This is a genomic window from Sagittula stellata E-37 (assembly GCF_039724765.1).
GTDB classification, from domain to species: domain Bacteria; phylum Pseudomonadota; class Alphaproteobacteria; order Rhodobacterales; family Rhodobacteraceae; genus Sagittula; species Sagittula stellata.
Window position 1 is genome coordinate 3,426,884 of the sequence record NZ_CP155729.1, and the last position, 22,936, is coordinate 3,449,819.

Annotated in this window: 20 protein-coding genes and 2 pseudogenes; 13 read left to right on the forward strand and 9 right to left on the reverse strand. The window is 64.9% G+C overall.

The window, feature by feature from the left end; translation table 11 throughout:
* Positions 1-106 precede the first annotated feature (106 nt).
* The 3 genes from ABFK29_RS16275 to ABFK29_RS16285 are packed head-to-tail and all read left to right on the forward strand — an operon-like array spanning position 107 to position 2,010.
* Complete coding sequence (locus tag ABFK29_RS16275; RefSeq protein WP_005862261.1) at positions 107-1,327, forward strand: MobA/MobL family protein; 1,221 nt, start codon at positions 107-109, stop codon at positions 1,325-1,327.
* A gap of 9 nt (positions 1,328-1,336) precedes the next feature.
* Positions 1,337-1,723 carry a hypothetical protein gene (locus tag ABFK29_RS16280; RefSeq protein WP_005862262.1) on the forward strand — a complete coding sequence of 129 codons (387 nt, stop codon included), beginning with the start codon at positions 1,337-1,339 and terminating at the stop codon, positions 1,721-1,723.
* Positions 1,720-2,010 carry a hypothetical protein gene (locus ABFK29_RS16285; protein WP_005862264.1) on the forward strand — a complete coding sequence of 97 codons (291 nt, stop codon included), beginning with the start codon at positions 1,720-1,722 and terminating at the stop codon, positions 2,008-2,010. The genes ABFK29_RS16280 and ABFK29_RS16285 overlap by 4 nt, the downstream gene beginning before the upstream one ends.
* A 161-nt stretch (positions 2,011-2,171) precedes the next feature.
* On the opposite strand, the gene ABFK29_RS16290 is transcribed toward ABFK29_RS16285, so the two are convergent.
* A complete protein-coding gene (locus ABFK29_RS16290) occupies positions 2,172-3,830 on the reverse strand; it encodes a protein rep (protein WP_005862266.1) in 1,659 nt (552 codons plus the stop codon).
* Between the two features lie 259 nt (positions 3,831-4,089).
* On the opposite strand from ABFK29_RS16290, the gene ABFK29_RS16295 reads away from it, so the two are divergent.
* Positions 4,090-4,314 carry a hypothetical protein gene (locus ABFK29_RS16295; RefSeq protein WP_005862268.1) on the forward strand — a complete coding sequence of 75 codons (225 nt, stop codon included), beginning with the start codon at positions 4,090-4,092 and terminating at the stop codon, positions 4,312-4,314.
* Here the strand turns inward: ABFK29_RS16295 and ABFK29_RS16300 are convergent.
* The gene (locus tag ABFK29_RS16300; RefSeq protein ID WP_005862270.1) at positions 4,295-5,638 is read right to left on the reverse strand and encodes a DUF6538 domain-containing protein; all 1,344 of its coding nucleotides are present in this window, start codon (positions 5,636-5,638) and stop codon (positions 4,295-4,297) included. The two genes, ABFK29_RS16295 and ABFK29_RS16300, sit on opposite strands and share 20 nt — an antisense overlap.
* A 695-nt stretch (positions 5,639-6,333) precedes the next feature.
* Positions 6,334-6,432 (reverse strand): annotated as a pseudogene (locus tag ABFK29_RS25165) (hypothetical protein); the annotation flags it as partial.
* Positions 6,433-6,579: 147 nt separating this feature from the next.
* Between ABFK29_RS25165 and ABFK29_RS16310 the strand changes: the two are divergent.
* Positions 6,580-6,702, forward strand: a pseudogene (locus ABFK29_RS16310) (IS5/IS1182 family transposase); the annotation flags it as partial.
* A 267-nt stretch (positions 6,703-6,969) separates the two neighbouring features.
* Here ABFK29_RS16310 and tsaA read toward each other — a convergent pair.
* From tsaA to ABFK29_RS16335, 5 genes are all read right to left on the reverse strand, one after another.
* On the reverse strand, positions 6,970-7,446 hold the full coding sequence (tsaA, locus tag ABFK29_RS16315) for a tRNA (N6-threonylcarbamoyladenosine(37)-N6)-methyltransferase TrmO (protein ID WP_040604981.1): 477 nt from the start codon (positions 7,444-7,446) through the stop codon (positions 6,970-6,972).
* Positions 7,447-7,523: 77 nt separating this feature from the next.
* Positions 7,524-8,912, reverse strand: a complete 1,389-nt coding sequence (gene cysG / locus ABFK29_RS16320) for a siroheme synthase CysG (RefSeq protein WP_005862278.1) — start codon at positions 8,910-8,912, stop codon at positions 7,524-7,526.
* A gap of 265 nt (positions 8,913-9,177) precedes the next feature.
* Positions 9,178-9,978, reverse strand: a complete 801-nt coding sequence (locus ABFK29_RS16325; RefSeq protein WP_005862280.1) for a TIM barrel protein — start codon at positions 9,976-9,978, stop codon at positions 9,178-9,180.
* Between the two features lie 73 nt (positions 9,979-10,051).
* Complete coding sequence (locus ABFK29_RS16330; RefSeq protein ID WP_005862282.1) at positions 10,052-11,302, reverse strand: Tm-1-like ATP-binding domain-containing protein; 1,251 nt, start codon at positions 11,300-11,302, stop codon at positions 10,052-10,054.
* A 1-nt stretch (position 11,303) separates the two neighbouring features.
* On the reverse strand, positions 11,304-12,791 hold the full coding sequence (locus ABFK29_RS16335; protein ID WP_005862284.1) for an aldehyde dehydrogenase: 1,488 nt from the start codon (positions 12,789-12,791) through the stop codon (positions 11,304-11,306).
* A gap of 181 nt (positions 12,792-12,972) precedes the next feature.
* Between ABFK29_RS16335 and ABFK29_RS16340 the strand changes: the two genes are divergently transcribed.
* The 8 genes from ABFK29_RS16340 (at position 12,973) to ABFK29_RS16375 (ending at position 21,568) form a co-directional block, all read left to right on the forward strand.
* Positions 12,973-13,908 (forward strand): tripartite tricarboxylate transporter substrate-binding protein, encoded by a 936-nt coding sequence (locus ABFK29_RS16340; protein WP_040604999.1) that lies wholly within the window; start codon positions 12,973-12,975, stop codon positions 13,906-13,908.
* A 67-nt stretch (positions 13,909-13,975) separates the two neighbouring features.
* Positions 13,976-14,509: a tripartite tricarboxylate transporter TctB family protein gene (locus tag ABFK29_RS16345; protein ID WP_005862288.1), complete on the forward strand. Its 534-nt coding sequence runs from the start codon at positions 13,976-13,978 to the stop codon at positions 14,507-14,509.
* A complete protein-coding gene (locus tag ABFK29_RS16350; RefSeq protein ID WP_005862290.1) occupies positions 14,509-16,113 on the forward strand; it encodes a tripartite tricarboxylate transporter permease in 1,605 nt (534 codons plus the stop codon). Before ABFK29_RS16345 ends, ABFK29_RS16350 begins: the two co-directional genes overlap by 1 nt.
* Entirely contained in the window at positions 16,094-17,350 is a 1,257-nt protein-coding gene (locus tag ABFK29_RS16355; protein WP_005862292.1) for a cytochrome P450, read from the forward strand. Before ABFK29_RS16350 ends, ABFK29_RS16355 begins: the two co-directional genes overlap by 20 nt.
* 68 nt (positions 17,351-17,418) lie before the next feature.
* Entirely contained in the window at positions 17,419-18,708 is a 1,290-nt protein-coding gene (locus ABFK29_RS16360) for a glutamine synthetase family protein (RefSeq protein ID WP_005862294.1), read from the forward strand.
* Entirely contained in the window at positions 18,708-19,412 is a 705-nt protein-coding gene (locus tag ABFK29_RS16365; protein ID WP_005862296.1) for a type 1 glutamine amidotransferase, read from the forward strand. Before ABFK29_RS16360 ends, ABFK29_RS16365 begins: the two co-directional genes overlap by 1 nt.
* Positions 19,412-20,203, forward strand: coding sequence for an IclR family transcriptional regulator (locus ABFK29_RS16370; RefSeq protein WP_040605001.1), 792 nt, complete (start codon positions 19,412-19,414; stop codon positions 20,201-20,203). Before ABFK29_RS16365 ends, ABFK29_RS16370 begins: the two co-directional genes overlap by 1 nt.
* Before the next feature lie 9 nt (positions 20,204-20,212).
* The gene (locus ABFK29_RS16375) at positions 20,213-21,568 is read left to right on the forward strand and encodes an aspartate aminotransferase family protein (protein ID WP_005862307.1); all 1,356 of its coding nucleotides are present in this window, start codon (positions 20,213-20,215) and stop codon (positions 21,566-21,568) included.
* Positions 21,569-21,610: 42 nt separating this feature from the next.
* Here the strand turns inward: ABFK29_RS16375 and uxuA are convergent, their stop codons facing one another.
* On the reverse strand, positions 21,611-22,783 hold the full coding sequence (uxuA, locus tag ABFK29_RS16380) for a mannonate dehydratase (RefSeq protein WP_005862309.1): 1,173 nt from the start codon (positions 22,781-22,783) through the stop codon (positions 21,611-21,613).
* Positions 22,784-22,936 lie beyond the last annotated feature (153 nt).

The window sequence follows — 22,936 nt, forward strand, 5'->3', positions numbered from 1 at the left end:
CGGTGAACTCGCGTTGCTCGTCGCCTGCGGCGTCACTCCGGAACCAGCGATCCCGGGCCTATATCCTGTTCAGGACACGCGATGAACAGGAAAGGAACGCCCCGAGATGGCCGCCCCATTCGCCCCGGTGAGCCGATGCGGCCGCCCCCTCAACGACAAAATCGGACGCCCGCAGCTCCTCATCGTCCGGCGAGCTTCCGGCGGGAACGCGGTCCGGACGGCGGCCTACAACGCGCGCGCCGCGCTGACCGATGCGCGTACGGGCGAGCGATTCAGCTACGCCTGGCGGACGGACTGCGAGGCGGTGGAGGTCATCGGATGGAACGGGGACGCCGGAAGCCTCTGGGATGCTGCCGAGAAGGCGGAGCGGAAGGGCAATGCCCAAGTCGCGCGCAACATCATCCTGCCGCTCCCAGCGGACATTCCCTTATCAGAGATGAAACGGCTTGGCCGGGAATATTCGGATTGGCTGCACGCCGAATACGGCACGGCCTCAATGGTCGCCCTGCACCGGCCTGAAGAAAAGATTGACCCGAAGACCGGCGAGACCCGCAGCAACGGCAACTGGCACATCCATGTCCTGGAGACGACGCGGCGCGTGGAGACCGGCGCCGACGGCCGCACGATGCTGGGAGAGAAGACCCGCGAGATGACCGACACCAACTCCGCCGAAAAGGGCGGCCCGTCCCGGTCGAAAGCCGAGCTGCGCAAGCGCCGGGACGCATGGGAGGATATGACCAACGCCGCGCTGGCACGGAACGGGATCGTCTACCGTGTCGATTTCTCGGCTTACGCCGAGCAGGTTGCCGAGGGCCGCCGGGCGCCCCAGGAGCCGACGGAACATCTTGGCCCGGTCCTGCACAAGGGCCGCCGGGACCGAAAGGCCGACAGGGCGAGTCCCGCGCCGCGGAAATTCGCTGCGAACCTGCGCCGCCGTAAGCGTAACACGACAATCGCGCGCGCCGTCGCAGCCGTGCTCGATGACGTGATGACGGTCGAGGACTACGCCGCAGCGCGGGAGGAGCCCGCCGACATGGCCGAAGACTTCTTCCGGGCCATCTGGGCAAGGCTGGGGAAGAACCGCGCCAGGGCAGCCGCGCGGAAGCGGAAGGAGGTGGAGAAGGCCCGCAAGGCCACGACCGCGCCGTCGGCGGACCCGGCCGAGGCGGAGAAGGAGCGCAATAGGCAGGCCGCGATCACGCGGCGTGTGAACGAGCGCCGGGAGGCCCCGAAAGGCGGCACACGCGAAAAAGGCCTGGCCGCCGTCATGGGCGCGAAAGACAGACAAAAGAGAGAGCGCGCAAGGCGGCGCCAGATCGTGAAGTAAGGAGAGAACATGGACAGATACGGGAATGCCGCGCGGGCGGTCCTGAACGCTGAGGAGCGCAAACCCGGCCGGGGCGCGGCCATCGCAGGCGAGCTGCTGATGAGGCTTTTCAACCGAGACGAAAAGAAGGCCCGGGCGGTTTTCCGCGCGCTGGCGCAACGGATACCGGAAGACGACCAGGCCGGGGTCGCGGACCTGACCGAGAATTCCGAGCGGCTCATCCCCGGCGGGCCAGACGGGCCGGGCTACGCGCGCAAGAAGGCCGCGCGCTACGCCGCCGTGGCGCAGGCCGCCAGCCGCCGCGCTATCCGCGAAAGGAGCGGCGCCGGGCCTTTCGCTGGCCCCATGACCGAGCACGCGCGCAAGATGGCGCGCCTCCGGGAGGAAAAGCAATGAGCCAGCATCACGACGACCAGGCGCGCATGATCCTCGGCGCGGCCCTGCTGGCCGAGGCCCGCGCCAATCCCGGCCGTGCCGGGAAGCTCCTCTGGGCACTCCGCGGCGATCTGGCGCGCGCCACACGCGCAGCCGACGCGATCCTTGCACGGCTGGCTGAAGGAACCGGGGACGGAGGCGCGACGGACGCCGCGAGCCCGGAGGCCGAGCTGGCGCCCGATGCTGTCAGAGAGAGTACTGGCAAGCAGGACAGGCAGGCCAGAGGTGGATGCGCCATCGAGCTGTAGGACGGCGTATTCCGTGGACATGCTCCTTTGCTCGATGTCTTGCTGGTTGCAGGAAAGCTCGACGGAGCAGTTGACCGTATCGGCAACCCCCATTTGCATCCTGTGGCCATAGGGGCCTGCTCTCATCCAGCGCAGGTCGAATTCCGCCCGTCTTCGCTGCGCTACGCCTGTTCTGGAACCGGGCCTTTCGCCCTCTTCCAGCGGCGCTGTTCATGCTTGACCTTCAGCCCGGCAAGAGCCTCATGCGACCGCTGCGGGGGCTTTCCGATTGCCTCCTCGATTGCTTCCCAGAAATCTTCCTCCGCATCAGTATCCTGCTCGGCAATCTCCAAGAGCCGGGACTTCGGGAACCGGACCTTCATCAGCTCGATCCAGTCCGGTCGGGCGATAGCAGCGAACATCACTTCGTCCGGGCCTTCGGCCCGTTCGACATCGGCCTTCTCCTTGGCCTCCTGCTCGCGTGCCTCGACCCCGACGAGATCGCGGAACCCATTTGACCAGTCGAGCTGGGTCCGGCCCTTGAATGTCTCGGCGAACTCGACAAAGAGCGCGGCGGGTTGTCGTCCTGCCTTCTCGGCTTCGGCAGCCAGCTTCTCGCCCCGTGCAGCCTGCGCCGCCTCGCCTGCCTCGTAGTGGCGCTTGGCGACCCTGCGCAGCATCCGGGCCTTCTCACGAGCCTTGCGGCTGGCTTCCAGGAGTTGCCAAGGGTTCATGGAGCCGTCCCCTTTGCCGCGCTTAGTGTCATTCAGGGCCATCTCGGCCGCAGCAGATTCGCGCTTCACGCCGCTCCGGTCCTCGATGACAACTTCCGTGCCGGCGCCGAACTTGGCGACGTAGTGGCCGGCTGCGCTGGCGCCGCGCAGGTCGAACCCATGCGCGTTCATCGTCAGGCCCTGTTTCCGGGCGCAGCCCTTCCAGTCCACTCGCAGTTCTTCGAGGAGCGCAATCGCGCCCGCCTGATCCGTGGCTCGTATGAACACCAGGATATGGAAATGCGGGTGCCAGCCCTTGTGGGCCGACCAAGTGGACTCCAGCGCGGTGATGAACCCGACAACCCTTTCGGCCTTCAGGCGCCGCCAAGCCGCACGGCCGAACATCGCCCGCTTGGCGGCGAGAAGCGCGGTAAGGAACTTGTTGAGCTTCGTCCGCCTGCTATGCCGAGCGGTCAGGGTCATCATTGCAACCTGCACCGTCAGGCCCTGCTCGTCGCGCGGCTGCTTCCGCGCCCATTCCAGGGCATAGTTGATCCGCATGGCATTGGCTCGGCTCTTGTTGCGCGAGCAGACTGGGCAAGCCCAGACATCTTTGCACAGCACAAGCTTGTCATACCGGGCGCGGTTCTCGCGCTTGAGGACGTTCACGGCATCCTCCCCGTAGATCAGTTTGCAGAGGCATTTCCGAACCTGTTTCGAGATTTCCGATGTCGCGAGCAGGCGCGCAGCCTCGGCTTGATTCTTGTACAGCTTTCTGCGCATCGCCGCGTGTGGCAAGTCTTTGTTGTATATATGAAATTCTTGATTTTTGTCGTCGCCGCCCTCAACGAATTTCCGTATATTGCCAAGGGGGGCTTTGCCCCCATCGCGGCGCTGCGCGCCGCTCCCCCCCGAAACGTCGGCGCCGGGGATGTCGAACCGGGTATTTTCTGCGATCGTCTGGGCCTGGCGCGGCGTGATTTTGCCTCTGGCTACCTCGCCTGCGAGGAACGACGAGGCGGCCGCGTTGGCTTCCCGGAGACGCTTCGCGACCAGTTCTGGAGATGGCAGGGAAATATTGCCGGTGGAATCCCGGCGATCTATGTTCAGGGTATCGGTGTAGGGCATGGTCCTGTTTGTCCTCACGCCGGTTGGGGACTGGCATCCCGCGAACCGGATTTCTTGAGGCCGCCTCCGCTCGAGGCGGCCTTTCTTTTGAGGAATTAGAAACGCGGCAGGGCCGCCCAAAATGCCGGTCTCGGGCGGCTTTGATGCGGAGCCAGACGGAGTGCCCGGACGAGATATCGAACCTTGATCGAGGCGATTTCCGGAGAGTTTTTTTCAATACCATTTCCTGACCTCAAACTTAATGAGGTCATGAAAATCAATGCCTTACGTGAAAATAGGCCAGTCGCGCGCCGCGCAAATCAAGCAAATCGAAGACGCGATGGACTTTCTCGCAGACGCCATAGAGGAAGGCGCTGACGGCGATGCGCTGGAATGCATCTACGAGCGCCTTGAGCGCGAGCTTGCGCTGTTGAAGGCGAAGAACGACACCAGGGACAGAATCCGGGAGCGGCGGGAACGCCGTGCTATGCTCGCCGCGGCGTAAACATGATCCGGCGATGCAATTCGAGCTTGTTCCGAAGCTCCATTTCGTCACCGTAGACTTCGCGGCCGCGCGCCTTCTTCACCGAGTGGCCCATCAGCTCTGCCCGGTCGTCGTTCTCGATAAGGGCCGCTTTCAGCCGCGCCTCGAAACTGTGCCGGAGGCCGCCGATGGTCACTTCCTCCGGCAACAAGCCATGAGCGTGCAGGGCCTTGTTCGCTGTGGCGGAATAGGTGCCCTTGTGGCGATACTGGGAGAAGCCTTCCGGGTTCCGGCGCATCGCTTCGAGCGCCACTCCGACCAGAGGAATCTTGCGCTTGCTCTGCTTGTTCTTGATCTCGCGAGCCCAGATGCCGGTTTCCCGACGAATCCAGATATGAGGCACCTGCGCATCAAGAAAGATGGAGCCCGGAGGCAGGTCGGTAATCTCGGATTGCCGGGCGCCGGTCTCTGTCAGAACCAGGGTGATGTCCCGGGCCTGCGGATTCATGAAATCCAGAGCGCCCTCGGGAACAATCTTCTCCGCTATGATTTCCAAGGGCACCTGGAGTTTCCGGCCCTCTTCTTCATCGAGCTTGCTGAAGCCCTTGCCGAGGCCTGCGAAGGGCGAGAAGGGCATATCCCGTTCATCGATGCCCAGCGACTCATGGAACTTTCCCCACATGAGATTCAGAAGCTGGATTTCCTTCTGCGCGCTCCGCCCCAGCATATCGCCTTCAATGATCCGGTCGCGCAGCGCATCCCGGAAAGGAAGAGCTTGATTGACGCGGTGAATCTCGGTGAACACCGGGTCAAGGCCGAGCAGCTCAACAATCTTGGCTGCGGGCCGTGTCCACCTGGATCGCCAGACACTCTTCTGACGATCATTCTTGTATTTCACGTCCTCAGGGAACCTCTTTTCCATCGATTCAGCAACTTCCGTGATCGTGAGCCGGGGGCGCTCTACAGTGCCCAGCAGCGCCGAGGTGGCCTCGGAGGCCGGATCATCCTTGGAAGACTTCAACGATGCGAAACGTGTAAGCACGTCTTCCAACGGACCAGTCGCCAACTCGTCTGCCGTTCGGTAGACGAACCCCCGGGACGCGGCGAGGCCGCTTGCAGCCTCGAAATGCTCCCGCGAGCCTGGAGAGGAACGGCCAGCGAGAAGCAAATCCAGTTCTGCAAGTATGTGCTGCTCTGTTACAAGAAGCTGGGCACGGGCGAGCTTCTCGTCGCTTGTCCGGAGGCTGCGCTGAATCTCGTGCTTGCCTGGCATCACCGAGGCATACCGGCGTGGCACCCGCATCCTGAGATGATACGTGTCTCCGCGCTTGACCAGTCCCGCCATGCTGATGCCCCTCTCTATTCCAGCCGATCCTATGCCTGAATGCGGGCTGCAGCGTCTCCACTTCACGCTCCACATTTTGCTCCACACAGGATTCGACACCAATCCCTTGAAAGTCAATAAATTAAGGCGTTTTGGAGCGAGAGAGGGGGTCATAAGATTCCGCCCCCGGGCACCATTCAAAACCCATTGATTTTCAATGAATTTTACCGCCCAAGATCTGGTCGAAATTTTGCGGACACAGCTCCGGGACGACAGCGGGACGAGAGACTTTCCTCCTTTGATCGATTGATTCAGACACGATTACTGGCATATCCGCGTTTCAGGCGAACCCTGATCGACATCATTTCTTCTCCAGCTGAGCAATCGGAGAAGAAGAATGAACCACGAAGACACCCGCCACCACGTTCTGCTGACGATCACGGCGGTCTGTGCGATCGTGGCTCGCTCCAGCCGTCTGCGTGGCATCGACACTGCGCGACACGAAGGTTTGTAATGTCGTCGCGATGGACGAGATGACGACAATCGGATCGACGCAAAGATGCGGGCCTGCGGCATGCCCACCCCTTGCCCTTGACCGTTTTGGTGCTGCCATCCGCCGCCGCCATCAAGGGGCCAGAGCGCAACAGGCCTGCCCCGGCAGGCGCTTCGGGGTGATTGTACAGACCAAAAATCGCGTCGCAGGGAAAGCGATCAAACAAGCCGTCTTCGATTATGGCAACGGCCCCGCTTATCTGCGGAGATTCCTCGGCGGGTCGGAAAACAAGTTTCAGCGTGCCCGAGAAGTTTCGCGTCATGGTGGAGTATTTAAGACACTCCACAACCGTTTGAGCGATAAGGGCGTCTTCGCCCAGATCATGGCGGGTCTGGTCAACGAGCACGGTGAGGAGACGACTTTGATGATCCCCTCTCGGGACATCGCTTTGTGATGCCCTGCCGGGCAACGATGCGAGATCATGTTCGGCAAGCTCAAGGACTGGAGGAGGGTTGCGACCCGTTATGACCGCGGCCCACAAACCTACTTCTCATCAATCGCACTCGCCGCGACCGAGATCTTCTGGCTTTGAGTGAGAACGCGGCCTGAGACTGGCGGCAGTACAGGGGACGCTCGCCCGGCACAGGCCAGTCCTGCCTGGCCAAAATGGACAGTCCAGCGAACACGCCTGCACGCGCGAACAGTGCCGTCCAGACGATGCCGGTGCCTCGCAGGTGGCCTCGATGGCGGCGCCCAAGACGGTATCGGGACGGTCGCGCATTCCGCTTCACTATGCCGGTTGCGATACTCTCGCGACAATCCAAGACGGTTGAACAGGACCGTACCAGAGGCCCTTCCGTCAGACGCCCGACTTCGGCGGAGCTTTCGGGATAAAAAGGGCACGGTCGGGTTTGATGTCCAGCAGGGGCGTGCCGTCCAGACAATCGAGGCCGCGCACCGTGAGGATGCCGCGCTCGATCCTGTCGAGGCGAACGATGGACGTGCCGATGGGATTGGGCCGGACAGGCGAGCGGAGCGCGAAGGTGCCGTAGACGGTGCCATCGCCGCGCGGCGACTGGGTCACGAGATCGCGCCTTGCCCGGTCGAGCCAGTAAAGCACCTCTATCGTGGCGTAATCATCGAGCCCCGCAAGCGCAGGGATCCAGACGTCGTCGACGATCAGCCGACATTCCGGACCGTCGGTGCTCCCCTGTCGCGGACAGTCGCGGCGGTCGGTCCAAGGCGTGCGTATCCGACCGATGAAAGCCAGGCGGTCGCCGTCGGCCGGGGCGGCTGCGACGGTCATTTCCCCCGCACGGATATCTGTTCCTGTCATGGCCCCTCCTCGTCACTGCACGATGCGCGGGATCATGCTGGCGCGCCGCGCCCGGAAAGGCCAGCCCCGGAAAGGGTTCATTCTGCCGCGAGAAGTGCCGCCGGGCGCGACGCCGCCGCCATGGACTTCGGGTAGCGGACGAAAAGGATGGCGGGGCTGCGCACGCCTTCGGCATGGATCTTGTCTGGCAGCGTGTCGAGTGTGCACGACACGTGCCGTTCCTCCGGTGAACTGACGCAGGCCACGATGTCCACCGGGCATGCGCCGGGCGCACCTGCGGCCATCATGTCGCGGCGCACGACTTCGGCCTTGTCCACCGCCATGTAGAAGGCCACTGCCGTGCCCGGATGGGCGAGGCGCGCGCGGCACGGGTCGGCATCGCCGGGACGGCTGGTCCCTGTGGTCAATGCGAAGGTGTCGATCTCTCCGCGTTCTGTCAGCGGGGTTTTCAGGCGGGCGGCGGCGGCGGAGGCAGCCGTGATGCCGGGCACGATTTCGACGTCGATTCCGGCGGCCTCGGCGGCGGCCAGTTCCTCGGCGGCGCGACCGAAGACGGACGGGTCACCCGATTTCAGGCGGACCACCCGGCGGCCCTTCGCGGCTTCGGCGACAATCAGGCGGTCGATATGGTCCTGCGGCCAGGCGCAGGCGCCGACCTCCTTGCCGACATAGACCCGGTCGGCGTCGCGGCGGGCAAGTTCCAGCACCTCCGGATCGACCAGGCGGTCGTAGAAGATGATGTCGGCCTGTTGCAGCCGTTGCACGGCGCGCAGGGTCAGCAGGTCGCGCGCGCCCGGCCCCGCGCCGACCAGAGCGATATGTCCTTTCGCTTCGGGGGATGTGCCAGCGTTCACAGCGTCCTTGATCAGTCGCGCGGCGTCACGCTCCCGCCCGTCGAGATGGGCTTGAAAGGGGGCGCCATCGAAAACCCATTCCCAGAAGGCGCGGCGGCGGGCCGGGGCGACGCGTTGCGCCACCGCGCCGCGCAGGCGGCCCACAAGCCCCACGAAAGGGCCGAGGCGTGGTGGCAGCATGGTTTCGATGTCCGTCTTGATGCGGCGACCCAGCACGGGCGCGGCACCTTCGGTGCCGATAGCCACGACGACCGGATCGCGGTCGACGATGGAGGGCGTGAAGGCATCGCACATCTCGGGCCGGTCGACGACGTTAACCACCGCTCCCGCCCCGCGCGCCAGACACGCCAGCGCCGCGTCATACGCGGGACAGCCGGTGGCGATGAAGGTGAGGGCCGCCCCGTCGAACGTGTGCGCATCCGCCGCCGCCTCATGGAGCACACGGCCGGATGCGATCAGGCTTTCCAGTTCAGGGTCCTCGGCGGGGCCGACGACGATGATCTCCGCCTCTGTCTTCAGCACCAGCCGACACTTGCGGGCCGCCTCTTCACCACCGCCGCAGATGACCACACGGCGTCCGTTCATGCGCAGGAACATCGGGAAACTCTTCATGACCAGTCTCCAGACCTGTCTCCAGAACACAAAAAAGGCCGCCGATACGGTCACGACCCACGTCGTGACGCATCGAGCAGCCTTGCTCATTTCACCCGGTTTTCGGGAACCGCGACGCCGTTGTCGCTGGGGAATCGCTACCGCTTCACCTCGATTCGAAGCAACAGAAACATGCCACGCTTACGCATGCTTGCCCTCGCGCCGACCGATATGCCCAAATCGGCGGCATGTTTCGCTCCGTCTGGCGCAGCGATTGGCACAAGGATCAACCCGTGACGGTCCGAAGCAGATCGAAAGAAGCCATGAGCAATCCCTCGGCCTTGTCTGCCGGAAGCTTGTGGAACTCCGGCGCGAACGCCTCCATCGACACGGGACCAGCGTATCCCGCGGCGCGCAGAGCCGAAAGCTGGCCAAGGTTGTCTAACCTGTCGTCCTCCGTCACCACGCCCCGGTCGCGGTCCGCGATGGTTACCAGCGAGATGTCGGGATCGGTCACACCCGAGACATGCACCATCCCGGTCCAGTCGGCGAAAAACTCCGTCTCGCCGGACAGGAAGTGGTGGAAGGTGTCGTGCACCAGCTTGAAACGACTCGCGCCGCCGACCGCTTCGATGGCCTCGATCGCTTCGGCCTTGGTCCGGAGCGAGGACTGGACGAAGCCCAAAGGCTCTACCAGCGCTGTCATGTCAGCCTCTTCAAGAAGGGGCAGGATTTCCCTCAGGGCGACCTTCACCGCGTTCAGATCGTCGAGCCCGGTGCCGTCGTTGCGCGGGATCAGACTGATGGTTTCGGCCTCGAGGTCCTGTGCGACGGTTATGAGAGAGGCGACCTCTTGAGCCTTGGCATCGGACCAGTCGTTGAACATGCCGACCTGGCTGAGACCGAAGACACTCAGCCCCAACGCCTGAGCCTCTTCACAGACGGTTTCGGCGGTGAACCCCTCGAACAGCGGGCGGCCAAGGTCGTTGCGAAACTCGACGCCCGTACAGCCGCTCCGCTTCGCCAGCATCAGGAGCGCCCTCCAGTCGAGGCGCGGCATGGTCATGTGGTTGAGCGCAAGCTGCATATGTCCCTCCCTTGCCCGCGATGCGGACTGCCGACAGAGCACCACGACACGGCCCGCCGCACAAGGGGGCCGTTCAGACCTCGGAACGCACGATCCCGCTGGCGACCCAATCGTCAAACTTTTCCAGCACGGCGTCCGTGAAGGCCGCATCGTTGATGTGGGCGTCCAACTCGCGCAGCGTCACGTTCGAAGGGCAGGCGTCGCGCAGTTCCGCGATGAAGGCGGCAAGCCCGTCCGCGTCGTGCAGCGGACCACCTTCGCGATCCCATTCGTTGCCGCCCCGCAGGGGAAGGAAGAACACTGTTTCGCCACGCGCCCCGGACAGCTTGTCGCACAGCGTCCGCGCCAGTTCCCTGCGCTGCCCGGCGTCGAGCAGAACGGAGGACAGAAGACGGTTGTGGGCGTGAACCTCCTGCGCGGCCAGCCGGGCCGGTGCGTCCTGCCAGCCGACGAAATCCACGAGGTCATAGCACCCCGGCGCGACCATCTGTGGCACGCCGACCCGTCCGGCGTTGGTCATGCGGTCGGCCCCGGCGCTGATCGTCGAGCCCATCAGGTGGTTGCCCACTTCCTGCGGCGCGAAGTCCATCACACAGGCGAAGGCGCCCTCGGCTGCCAGCGACTCGAACGCGCGCCCGCCCATGCCGGTGGCGTGGAACACGGCGACTTCGAAGCCGCGCGCCTCCAGCGCCGGTTTCAGGGCCACCATGTAGCGCAGCACGGTCTTGCCGAAGGACGTCATGCCGATCAGCGGACGGTCGCGGTCCGGTCGTTCGACGGCACGCGCCGCACCCAGCACCGCACCCGCGGCTTGGGACAGCGACGCCTTGCAGACGGAGTTCAGACCATAGAGACCGCCTGCCCAGAGGATCATCTGGATGTCCGCCGCAAGACGCTCCGCCGGAATCAGCGGCGAGAAGGAGACCGTCGAAACCACGTATTTCGGCACACCGAGCGGCAGGGCGGCGCAGACGTCCAGCGCAAGATCGGTGCCCATCGTACCGCCCAGCACGATCACCCCGTCGATCCGGCCCTCAGTGTGCAGCCGCGTGGCCAGCGCCGAGGCCCCCGCCGCCATGATCTGCATCGCGGCGTTTTCGTCCCCTGTTGCAATGGCCGCCCCGATGGACGAGCCACCCGCTTCCGCCACATCGTGCTTGGAGACGTCACAGGGTCTGGCCGGATCGCCCAGCACGCTCACGTCCATGGTCAGCACACCGCCGCCCTGCCCCCGGAGCACCCCGGCGATATAGTCGAGCTCGTCGTTCTTGGTGTCGTAGGTGCCAACGACGAGGATGGTGCGGTCAGGCGCGGCGTCGGTCATCTCAGGGCTCCAGCTTGATCCAGGCGGTTTTCAGGTCGAGGTACTTGTCGAAGGCGTGCAGCGACTTGTCGTGTCCGTTGCCGGACTGCTTCACGCCGCCGAGGGGCACGGTCAGGTCCGTGCCGCCATATGTGTTTACATGAACGACACCGGCACGGATGCGGCGCACCATGCGATGCGCGCGGGACAGGTCGGAGGTCCAGACCGCCGCCGCCAGCCCGAAGTCGGTGCCATTGGCGAGGGCGACTGCCTCCTCCTCCGTGTCGAAGGGCATGACGGCGAGGACGGGGCCGAAGACCTCTTCCTGCGCGATCCGGTCAGAGGGATCGACACCGGTGACGATTGTCGGCTCCATGTAGTAGCCGCCCGTGTCTTCGTGGATGCGGCGCCCGCCCAGAACGGTGCGTCCCTGCCCGCGCGCCTCCTCGACGAAGGCGAGGTTCTGCTGCAACTGCCTGAGCGAATTGACGGCGCCCGCATTGGTCGCGGGGTCGAGCGGATCGCCGACCTTCATGCCCTGCGCCACCTCGGCCAGGAGCGTCGTGAATTCCTCGTCGATGGACCGTTCGACCAGCACGCGGGAGCCCGCGACGCAGACCTGACCGGCATTGCGGAAGATCCCGGCGGCGGAGACCTTGGCGGCCTCGCGCAGGTCCGGGGCGTCGGCGAAGACCACGTTGGGCGACTTGCCTCCGAGTTCAAGGTATACACGCTTCATGTTCGACCGGGCAGACGCTTCGAGCAGGCGGCGCCCGGTGGGTCCCGAGCCGGTGAAGACCAGCACATCCACATCCATGGAATGCGCCAGCGCATCGCCTACGACGGCGCCCTCGCCGCAGACCACGTTCAACACGCCCGGAGGTAGCCCGGCGTCCAGCGCCAGTTCGGCGATACGGACGAGGGTGAGTGAGGCGGTCTCGGCCGGTTTCAGCACGACCGAACAGCCCGCCGCCAGCGCCGGCCCGAGCTTCCACGCGCCGATCATCAGGGGGAAGTTCCACGGCACGATGGCGGCGACCACGCCCGCCGGCTCGCGGTGGACGAGGCCCAGGATCCCGTCGGCGGTCGGCGCGACCTCCCCGGCAATCTTGTCGATGGCTTCGGCGTAGTAGCGGATCGTGGCGGCGGCAGAGAGCGGTTCCGCCTTCAGCGCCATGCCGATTTCGGTGCCGTTGTCGCGCACCCCCAGAACGGCGAGGTCGAGCGCGTTCGCCTCGATCAGGTCGGCCCATTTGAGCAGGACCTTCTTGCGCTCGGCAGGGGCCCGACCCGCCCAGCGACGATCCTCGAAGGCGGCGCGCGCAGCGGCCACGGCGCGGGTGGCATCGTCCCGCGTGCCCTTGGCCATGGTTGTCAGGACGCGCCCGTCGAGCGGAGAGATCACGTCCATCTCGGCCCCGTCAGAGGCGCCGCAGGAGGCGCCGTCGATGAGGTGGCGCACCGGCGCGACCTCTGCGGTCCTGAGATCGGATAGTCGTGACATGTCCATGCGTGCGCCCCATATTGGTTCATTATTCAAACCTGCAGTGACGATATATTGGGCATCCGGTGAGGCGCCTGTCAATCCGAGCCATTTCTCAAAGAAGAAGATTGACAGGTCGCAGATCGCGAATGATGATCTTTTAATACCGATGGTTCAAATAATGATCCACAACACCAGGGAGACGACCATGAAATCCATCTTCACCGCCTCTGTCGCGGCGCTGGCTCTGACCGCCGGTGCGGCGCTGGCCGAGTATCCCGAAAAGCCCGTCAGCTTCATCGTGCCGTGGCCCCCGGGCGACCTTGAGGACGTGCTGACGCGCATGATCGCCGAGGACTTCCAGGAGGAATACGGCGTCGCGGCGGCGGTCGTGAACAAGCCCGGCGGCGGCGGCGGCCCCTTCCCCGGCGCCATCGAAGTGGCGAACGCGCCCGCCGACGGCTACACCATCGGATCGTTCGTTCCCGCCGTTCCGCTGATCGGGCACGAGATCGACATTCCCGAACTGACGCCCGAAAAGTTCGACCCCATCGGCATCTTCCTGACCTACCCCTTCGTGATCGCCACGGGCGGCAACGCGCCCTATTCCAGCATGGAGGAACTGGCCGATTACGCTAAGGAGAACGACGTGGTGCTGGGCCACTTCGGCGACGTGCTGACACCGACGCAGGTGACCAAGGCGCTGGCTGCGAACATGGACTTCGAGTGGGCCTCCGACGCGGCCTTCGACGCGCTGGACTGCAATACCCTGGCATCCGGCGATGCGGACGTCATCAACACCACGCTGCAACTGGTTCTGCCCTGCCTCGACCAGGTGAAGGTGCTGGTGGCGATCACCGGCGAGCGCATCTCGAAGGTGCCGGACACGCCGACCATCGGCGAAGTGGACCCCTCGCTGAACATTTCGCTCTGGAACGGTCTGTTCGTCAGCAAGGACACTCCGCAGGACGTCCGGGACAAGATTGCCGCTGTCGCCGAAAAGACCGTGATGTCCGAACGCGCGCAGAAGGTGGCCGAGGAAACCGGTGCTCTGGTCTATTGGAAGAACGCTGACGAAAGCGCCGAGATCATCGCCAAGGACAAGGAAACGCTTGGCGCGATTTCCGAGGCGCTCGGCCAGTAACACCTCGTCGGGAAGGGCTGCGTGATGGCCCTTCCCTTTTCCACCCCGCTGACAAGGGCCACCCATCGTGAGCACGGAATCCGAACTTCAGGCGCGCACCCGCGTCTCCGGCCAGATCGTATTCGTCGGCGCGGCGCTGCTGGTGTCGTTGGTGTTGCTGTCGCAGATCCCGTCGCAGACCGTCTGGATCGAGGACGCCAAGAGCTTTGCCGCGCAGCCGCGCTTCTGGCCCGCTGTCGCCATCGTGACCATGGTCGTGACCTTCGGGCTGAATTTCTGGCTGATGAAGCGCCGCCGCCCTGCCCGCGCCGACTGGGCCGAGGCCAGACGCTGGCTGGAACCGTTGGAATACGCGGTCTGGTTCATGGTCTACGTGTTTGCCGTGCCGTGGATCGGCTTCCTGCCTATGAGCATCGCCTTCGCCGCCGCGCTGACGTGGAGGCTGGGGTATCGCTCGGCCCTGTACATTTGGCTCGCCGTGGCCTTTGCCGTGGGCACGGTCATTCTGTTCAAGGGCATCCTGGGCGTGAAGATCCCGGGCGCCGCGCTTTATGAACTGCTGCCGGATGCGGTCCGCAGCTTTGCGTTGCAGTACCTCTGATGGACGTGTTTTTCGCAGCCCTCGACGTTCTGGCCCGCTGGGACGTGATGCTGGCCCTGGTGGTCGGCTCCATCGGCGGGGTGGCCATCGGCGCCATCCCCGGCGTGGGCCCCGCCGTCGCCATCGCCATCCTCTTGCCCGCGACCTTCAGCATGGACCCGATCGTCGGCCTGACCATGCTGTTGGGCATCTACGGTTCGTCGATGTACGGCGGCGCGATCCCTGCAATCCTGATCAACACACCCGGTACGGCGGTCAACGCCCTGACCACCTACGACGGGTTCCCGATGACGCTGCGCGGAGAGGGCCGGCGCGCCCTGTCGCTGGCGTATTCCGCCAGCTTCTTCGGCGGCATCTTCTCTGTCCTCTGCCTCATCCTGCTGTCACCGGTGCTGGCGAAGGTTGCGCCGATGTTCGGCTCACGCGAGATTTTCCTGGCCGCACTCCTTGGGATCGTCCTCGTGGTGACCGCGCACAAGGGCCAGATGCTGGTCGCCGCCGCGCTGTCGGCTTTCGGCATCCTGTTGTCGACGGTGGGGCTTGAACCGGTCAAGTACACCCGCCGCTTCACCTTCGAACAGACGTGGCTGGCCTCCGGCGTCGACCTGATCGTGGTGGTGCTGGGGCTGTTCGCGCTGAGCCAGGCTTTCCTTCTGCTGACCATGGACGACGAAAAGATCCGCACGCCGAAATCGCGCGGCTCTCTGTTCCAGGGCTTCCGGGAGCTGATGCGGCATCCGCGCGTCGCCGGGATCTCGGCCTCCTTCGGAGTTCTGATGGGCATGATCCCCGGCGTGGGAGAATTCACCGCGCAGTTCATGTCCTACACCTCGGCCCGGAAGCTGTCGAAGTCGCCCGAAGCCTTCGGTCACGGATCGTCCGAAGGGCTGATCGCGTCGGAGACCGCCAACAACGCCGTGCCCGCGGCCGCGATGATCCCGCTCCTGGCGCTGGGGATCCCGGGCGAGGCGCTGACCGCAATGATGCTGTCGGTCTTCTACGTGCACAACGTCGTGCCGGGACCGGGGCTGTTCCTTTACCAGATGGACTTTGTCGTGGCGCTCTACCTCGCGCTGCTGATCCTCAACGTGCTGGTGGTTGGCTTCCTGCTGGTGTCGACCGGGGCGCTGGTGAAACTGACGCAGATCCCCAACCGCTTCCTTGGCATGTGCATTCTGCTGCTGTCCTTCGTCGGCGTGTACTCGATCCGCAATTCGGCAGTCGATTGCGCCATTGCCGCCGTCTTCGGTCTGTTCGGCTACGTGCTGAAGCGGCTGAACCTGCCCATCGTGCCTATCGTGCTTGGCATGGTGCTGGGCAACATCATGGAGGTGAAGCTGCGCGCCGCGATGAACCGGGTCAACACCCCGTGGGACTTCATCGACCGGCCCATTGCCTTCGTGCTGTTCGTGCTGATCCTCCTGATCGTGGGGAGCACCGCCTGGAAGACGTGGCGGGACTGGACACCTGCCGACCGCCGCAGCCTGGCGCGCAAGTCCTCGGCCCGCTTTGCGAAACGCATCTCGGGGCGCCAGACCCGCCACTTCGACGACCGTCTGAAAATCCAACGCAGAAAGCGCACCTATGACCATCTGGGTTCCTGACGACGACGGGCACGCCGACCTCGGCTCCCACGATTCCTTTGCGAACGGCGCGCCGTACAACACCTTTGCGCGCATGCGCTCGGACACGCCCTGCGCGTGGTCGGACTTCGAACACGGCGAGGGTTACTGGTCGATCACCCGCCATGAGGACATCGTGCAGATGATCCGCGATACGGAGACCTTCACCTCCGCCCGCGGCATCCGGATGGAGGACCAGACCCACGAGGAATACATGGCCCGCCGCACCTTCCAGGAGACCGACGGACGCGAGCATCGCAAGGTCCGCATGAAGGTGGCCAAGGCATTCTCCGCCCCTGTGGTGGCAGGCTTCGAAGGGCAGATCCGCGACCTTTGCGGGCCGATCCTCGACCGCGCGCTGGACATGGGCAGCTTCGACGCCACGCGCGAGATCGCCCGCGAACTGCCGATGCGGATGCTCGGCCAGATCTTGGGGACTCCGGAAGAGGACCTGCCGTGGCTGGTCGAGAAGGGCGACGCGCTGATGGCCAATTCCGATCCCGACTTCACCGAGCATGTTGTCGACCGTATGGACACCGACGCCTACCGCATGATGCCGTTCAACTCTCCGGCCGGCGCCGAACTTTATGAATACGCCCGTGACCTGATGGACCGGAAGAACGCCGCCGGGGACACTGACGGCGTGCTGCATATGGTCCTTCAGCCCGACGAAAACGGCGAGGCGATCTCGGAGACGGAGTTCCGCAACTTCTTCTGTCTGCTGGTCGCGGCGGGCAACGACACGACGCGTTACTCCATTGCCGCGGGCATACAGGCGCTGGCCCGGCAGCCCGGCCTTCTGGAACAGTTCCAATCCGGCGAGGTCTGGGCCACCGGCACGGACGAGATCGTTCGTTGGGCGTCGCCCGCCACCTACTTCCGCCGCACGGCCACGAAAGATGTCGAGGTGCACGGCCAGACCATCCGCGCGGGCGACAAGGTGCTGTATTGGTTCGCTTCCGCCAACCGAGACGACACGATATTCGAAGATCCCTACAGGCTGGACCTGACGCGCAAACCCAACCGCCAACTGGCCTGGGGCCAAGGCGGTCCGCATGTCTGCCTCGGGATGCACCTTGCCCGGCTGGAGGTCCGCGTGCTGTTTCAGGAACTCTGCGCCCGGATCAAGGCTATCGCGCCCGCCGGTCAGGAGGCCTTCGTCCGCTCGAACTTCGTCAACGGGATCAAGCGTCTGCCCGTGACCGTCACCCCGGCATAGGGCACCGGCCCGCCGTTTCGCTACTTGAGGACAGTTCATGTCCTACCGCTTCGCTACTTGAGGACCCTATGCAAGACCGCCTGCGCGCCATGTTCTGCGACCACCTCTCGATCTGCCGGGGGAAGTACCTGCCGGGATCCAAGATCGGCGACGAAAACAGCCGCTTCGCCCGTGCGACCTTTGGTGTGCACTACGACCGCGACCTTTTGCTGGACGCGCCGCACGCCAAGGTGCGTGAAGGGATGCCCGACATGGAACTGCGCTGGCAGGCCTCCGACATCCGCGAGGGATGGGAGCCGTCGACCCGCGTGGTGCTGGGCGACCTCTACGACGAGGACGGCCCCCTGCCCCTCTGTCCTCGCGGCGCGTTGAAACGGGCCATCGCGGACTGGGGAAAGATGGGGTTGAAACCGAAGCTGGGGATCGAACTTGAGGCCTTCGCTTTGCAGGGCGACGAGACCGGCCGCCTGCGGCCATACGATGCGCCGGGCGGCGTGGTCTACGGCACCGGCCCATTTGCCGACCCGATGCACATCAACGACATGATCTGGGCAAAGGCCGAGGCCCTGGGCTTCCGGCTGGACATGATCACCGCCGAATACGACAGCCCGCAGTACGAATACACGCTGACCTTCGACGACGCGCTCAAGGCGGTGGACGATATCGTTCTGTTCCGCCAGATGGCCCGAGAGGTCGCGCTGAACCACGGCGTCGTGCTGACTTTCCTGCCGAAACCAATCCCGGAACTGGGCGGCTCCGGCATGCATATCAACTTCTCCTTCACCGACGACAGCGGGCAGAACGCGCTGTCGAACGGGCCGAAGGGTGGCCCCGATCACCTGAACGACCTGTCGCGCGGCTGTCTTGCCGGGCTGGTGCGCCACCACAAGGGGCTGGCCGGGCTGGTCGCGCCGACGACGGGCAGCTACCTGCGCCTGCAACCCGGCGCCATGTCGGGTTACTGGCGGAACTGGGGCGGCGACCATCGCGGCGTGACCACGCGCATCTCGACCGAGGGCGGCGCCAAGGCCCGGCTGGAACACCGGATGGCCGACGCCTCCGCCAACCCCTACACCGCCGCCGCCGCCGTGCTTCAGGCCGCACGCCTGGGGGTCGAGGGCAAGTACGACCTGCCGCCGATGGAGACGGGCGACGGTTTTGACCGCATCGACGCCAAGGACAGCAGCGCGCAGAACCTGCGGCAGGCGGTGCGCGACCTGTCCACCGACACCGCGCTGACGGACGCCGTGGGGCCGGAGCTTTGCGCGCATCAGGTCTTCATGAAGGAACGCGAGTTCCGCAAAACCCGCGACCTGGAGCCGAACGCGCTCCTGGATTTCTATGTGTGGTTCGTGTGATGCACATTGCCATCCTCATAACCAACACCGACTTCAGCGACTTCGCGGCAGCCCGAGCGGACGACGGAGAGAAGTTCGCCACGCTACTGGGCACCTCCCGCCCGGATTGGCGGTTTTCGACCTTCTGGGTCTGCAAGGGCGACTTCCCCGACGATGCATCGGCGTTCGACGGGATCGTGGTCACCGGCAGCCCCGCAAGCGTGACGGAGGACGCCCCATGGATGCTACGCCTGCGCGACATGCTGCTGGCCGCTATCGACCGCCAGCAGAAGGTGTTCGGCGCCTGTTTCGGCCACCAGCTAATCGCCCGCGCGCTTGGCGCCCCGATCGTCCGCAATCCTCTGGGATGGGGGCATGGATTGCTGGCGTTGCGCCGGGTCGCGCCGATGCCCTGGGCCACAGGTTCGGACCAGATGCTTTTCTACGGCTCGCATATCGAGCAGGTGGCGGAGGCGCCCCAAGGCACCCAAATCGTCTATGAGGGGGACGGGTTGCCAGTGGGCGGGCTGACGATGGGCGACCACCTGTTTACCGTTCAACATCACCCAGAGATGTCACACGGGTTCATTTGCGACCTGATCGAAGAATACGCAGACGTCGTCGGGCCGGAAGTCACCGCGCGCGCGCACGAAAGCCTTCACCAACACGCAGACCGTGACGCCATCGGCGAAGAGATCGTCCGTTTCTTCGAGTGGGGGCGCTGATGGGCACGATCACCAAGGCGCTGGACCTCTTGAACCATTTCTCTGCCGCGCGGGCGGAAATCGGGCTGGGTGAGTTCGCCCGCCTCGCCGGGCGCGACAAGGCGACCGTGCACCGCCACCTGACCGAGCTGACGGAAAACGGCTTCCTCGAACAGCATCCCGTGACGCGCGCCTACCGGCTTGGCCCCGCGCTGTTGCGGCTGGCCGGTGTGCGCGAGGCCGCCTTCCCCGTGCGCAAGCTGCTCCGGCCCATCGTGACGGCGCTGGCCGAAGCGACGGGAGAGTTGGCGCATGCCTCGATCCTGCAGGGCGATGCCCTGTCGACGGTGGTCCATGCCGATCCCCACCTGCACGGCATCCAGGTCCACTTCGACGAAGCCGAAGTGCTGCCGCTGCACGCAACGTCCTCCGGTCTGGCGGTGCTGGCCTTTGGACCCGAGGACCTGCGCGCACGGGTACTGTCGCGGCCGCTGACCCATCACACCGGCAAGACGGTCACCGATCCGGCCCGGCTCAAGGCGATGATCGAGGAGGTCAGGCAAAGCGGCCTCGCCCAGTCCGATGGAACTTTCGACGCCGAAGTCGCCTCGCAGGGGGTGCCGATCTATGGCGAGGACGGACGGGTGATCGGCGCACTGTCGGTTGCGGTTCCGGCAGTCCGCGCCCGCCCTGAACGCCTCGCCGACATTGCGGAGAAACTGCGCCATGCCGCCCACGACGCCTCGCGTTCGATGGGCGGGTCATGGCCCGAAACACATGAAACACGCCGGCCCAGTCCGGCGGAACGATAAGAGGCCCCGATGAAAGACAGCAACTTCCTCAAGGAAAACAACGCCCGGCACCTGTGGCACCCGATGGCGCATCCGGCTGACAGCCTGGCCAATCCGCCCGACATCATCGTCGGTGGCGAAGGGGTGGAGATCACCGATGTCGATGGTTTTCGCTCCGTGGATGCGGTGGGCGGCCTGTGGAACGTGAACCTCGGCTATTCCTGCCAGCCCGTGAAGGACGCCATCACGGCACAGCTCGACAAGCTGCCCTACTACTCGATCTTCCGGGGCACCTCGAACGACGCGGTGATCGAGCTGTCGTGGATGCTGAAGGAGTTCTTCGCCCCCGACGGGCTGAGCCGTGCCTTCTTCACCTCTGGCGGATCGGATTCGGTCGAGGTGTCTCTGCGCCTTGCCCGCCAATACCACAAGGTGCGGGGCGAGGCCGGGCGGACCAAGTTCCTGAGCCTTAAGAAGGGCTACCACGGCACACACACGCTGGGCGCCTCGGTAAACGGCAACGCGAACTTCCGCACCCAGTACGAGCCGCTGATGGCGGGCTGCTTCCACATCCCCGCCCCCTACACCTATCGCAACCCCTTCAACGAAACGGACCCGGAGCGGCTGGCGCAGATGTGCCTTGCAGCGCTGGAGGACGAGATCGCTTTCCAGGGCGCGGGCACCATCGCCGCCTTCATCATGGAACCGGTACTTGGCGCTGGCGGGGTCATTCCACCGCACGAAAGCTTCATGCCCGGCGTGCGCGAGATCTGCGACCGCAACGGCATCTTGCTGATCGCAGACGAAGTCATCACGGCCTTCGGGCGCACCGGCGACTGGACCGGTTCGCGTCACTGGGGCGTGCAACCCGACATGGCCTGCACCGCGAAGGCGATCACCAACGGGTACTTCCCCTTCGGTGCGGTCATGCTGTCGGACAAAATCGTGGAGGTCTTCGAATCTGACACTTCCGGCAAGGCGTCCATCGGATCGGGCTACACGTATTCCGGTCATCCGGTGGGGGCCGCGGCCGCCATCGCCTGCCTGAAGGAAACGGAGCGGCTGTCGGTCAAGGACAATGCGGCGGCGCGGGGGGCGCAGCTTTTCGACGGCTTGAAAGCGTTGCAGGCGAAGTTCGAGTTGATCGGCGACGTGCGCGGCGGGCACGGTCTGATGTGCGCGCTGGAGCTTGTGTCCGACCGTGCCTCCAAGACCGCAATCGACAAGAAGACCGTCGGCCGGATCCACCGCGCAACCTACGAGGCGGGCGCGATGGTGCGGGTCTCTGGCCCGAACATCATCCTGTCGCCACCGCTGGTCCTGACGGCGGCGCATGTGGACACGATCCTGTCGGCGCTCGATGCCGGGTTCGCTTCGGTCGCGTGACCCTGTTGCGCGCCCCGTAACCGGGGCGCGCAACGGCGCAGATCAGCCCGCCTTCAACGCGGCGATGACACCCCGCATCTCGGCCAGGCCCCGCATCCGCCCGATCAGCGGGTAACCGGGGAAATTGTCGCGGGTCAGGTCGTCAAGCAGGTCGTGACCATGATCGGGGCGCCAAGGGATGTTCGCATCCGCGCGGCCATCGGCCTGACGCTTTGCCTCTTCGTCCAGCAAGACGCGCGCCAGCGCCACCATGTCCGTGTCGCCTTCCAGGTGCGCCGCCTCTTCGAACGACCCGTCGGGTTCCTTGCGCACATTGCGGAGGTGGGCGAAGTGGATGCGGTCGGCGTGGGTGCGGGCGATGGCGACGGGATCGTTCGCAGGCCCTGCCCCCAGAGAACCGGAACAAAGCGTCAGTCCGTTTGCGACGCTGTCGACCGCGCCCATCACCCAGGCCACGTCCTCGGCGCCCGAGACGACCCTTGGCAGGCCCAGGATGTCGCGCGGGGGATCGTCCGGATGCACGCAAAGCCGCACGCCAAGCTCTTCCGCGGTCGGCACCACTTCTTCGAGGAACCGCTTGAAGTTGGCGCGGATGTCGTCGCGGGTCATGCCGTCGTAACGGGCCAGCGCCGCGCGGAGCTGTTCGATGTCGTAGCGGTCGTAGGCACCCGGCAAACCGCACATGATGGCATTCAGCAGCGCGGCGCGATCGTCATCGGAAGAGGCCTCGTGCCACGCCGCCGCCTTCGTGACGACCGCTGCGGAATAGTCATCTTCCGCTGCCGCGCGGCCCAGCATGTGCAGCTCGAACGCCGCCATCTTGACCGCGTCGAAGCGCAGGCAGGTTCCGCCCGAGACCACCGGTGCGGCAAGGTCCGTCCGTGTCCAATCGATCAGCGGCATGAAGTTGTAACAGATCGCGGTGACACCCTCGGCCGCGAGGTTGGCCATCGATTGCCGATAGTGCGCGAACAACGTCCCGAGGTCGCCGCTCCCCAGCTTGATGTCTTCGTGCAGTGGCAGGCTTTCGCAGACGACCCATTCCATCCCGGCGGCGCGTATGCGGGCGGTACGCTTGGCGACCGCATCTCGCGGCCACACCTCGCCATAGGGGATTTCGTGCAGCGCGGTCACGATGCCGGATGCGCCGGTCTGGAGGATCTGGTTCAGCGAGATCGTGTCGAGATCCCCATACCACCGCCAGCTTTCGATCATGTCGTTCTCTTCCCTGCCTGGACACCACCTGCGTGGCATGGGATTCTGGTATACCATTCAACGCGATTTGCAAACGACGGGTTGGAAAGGCCAACCGCGGTCCATGCAAATTAACCTAACGTCAACACCCGCCCATCCGCCTTCCAATGCGGC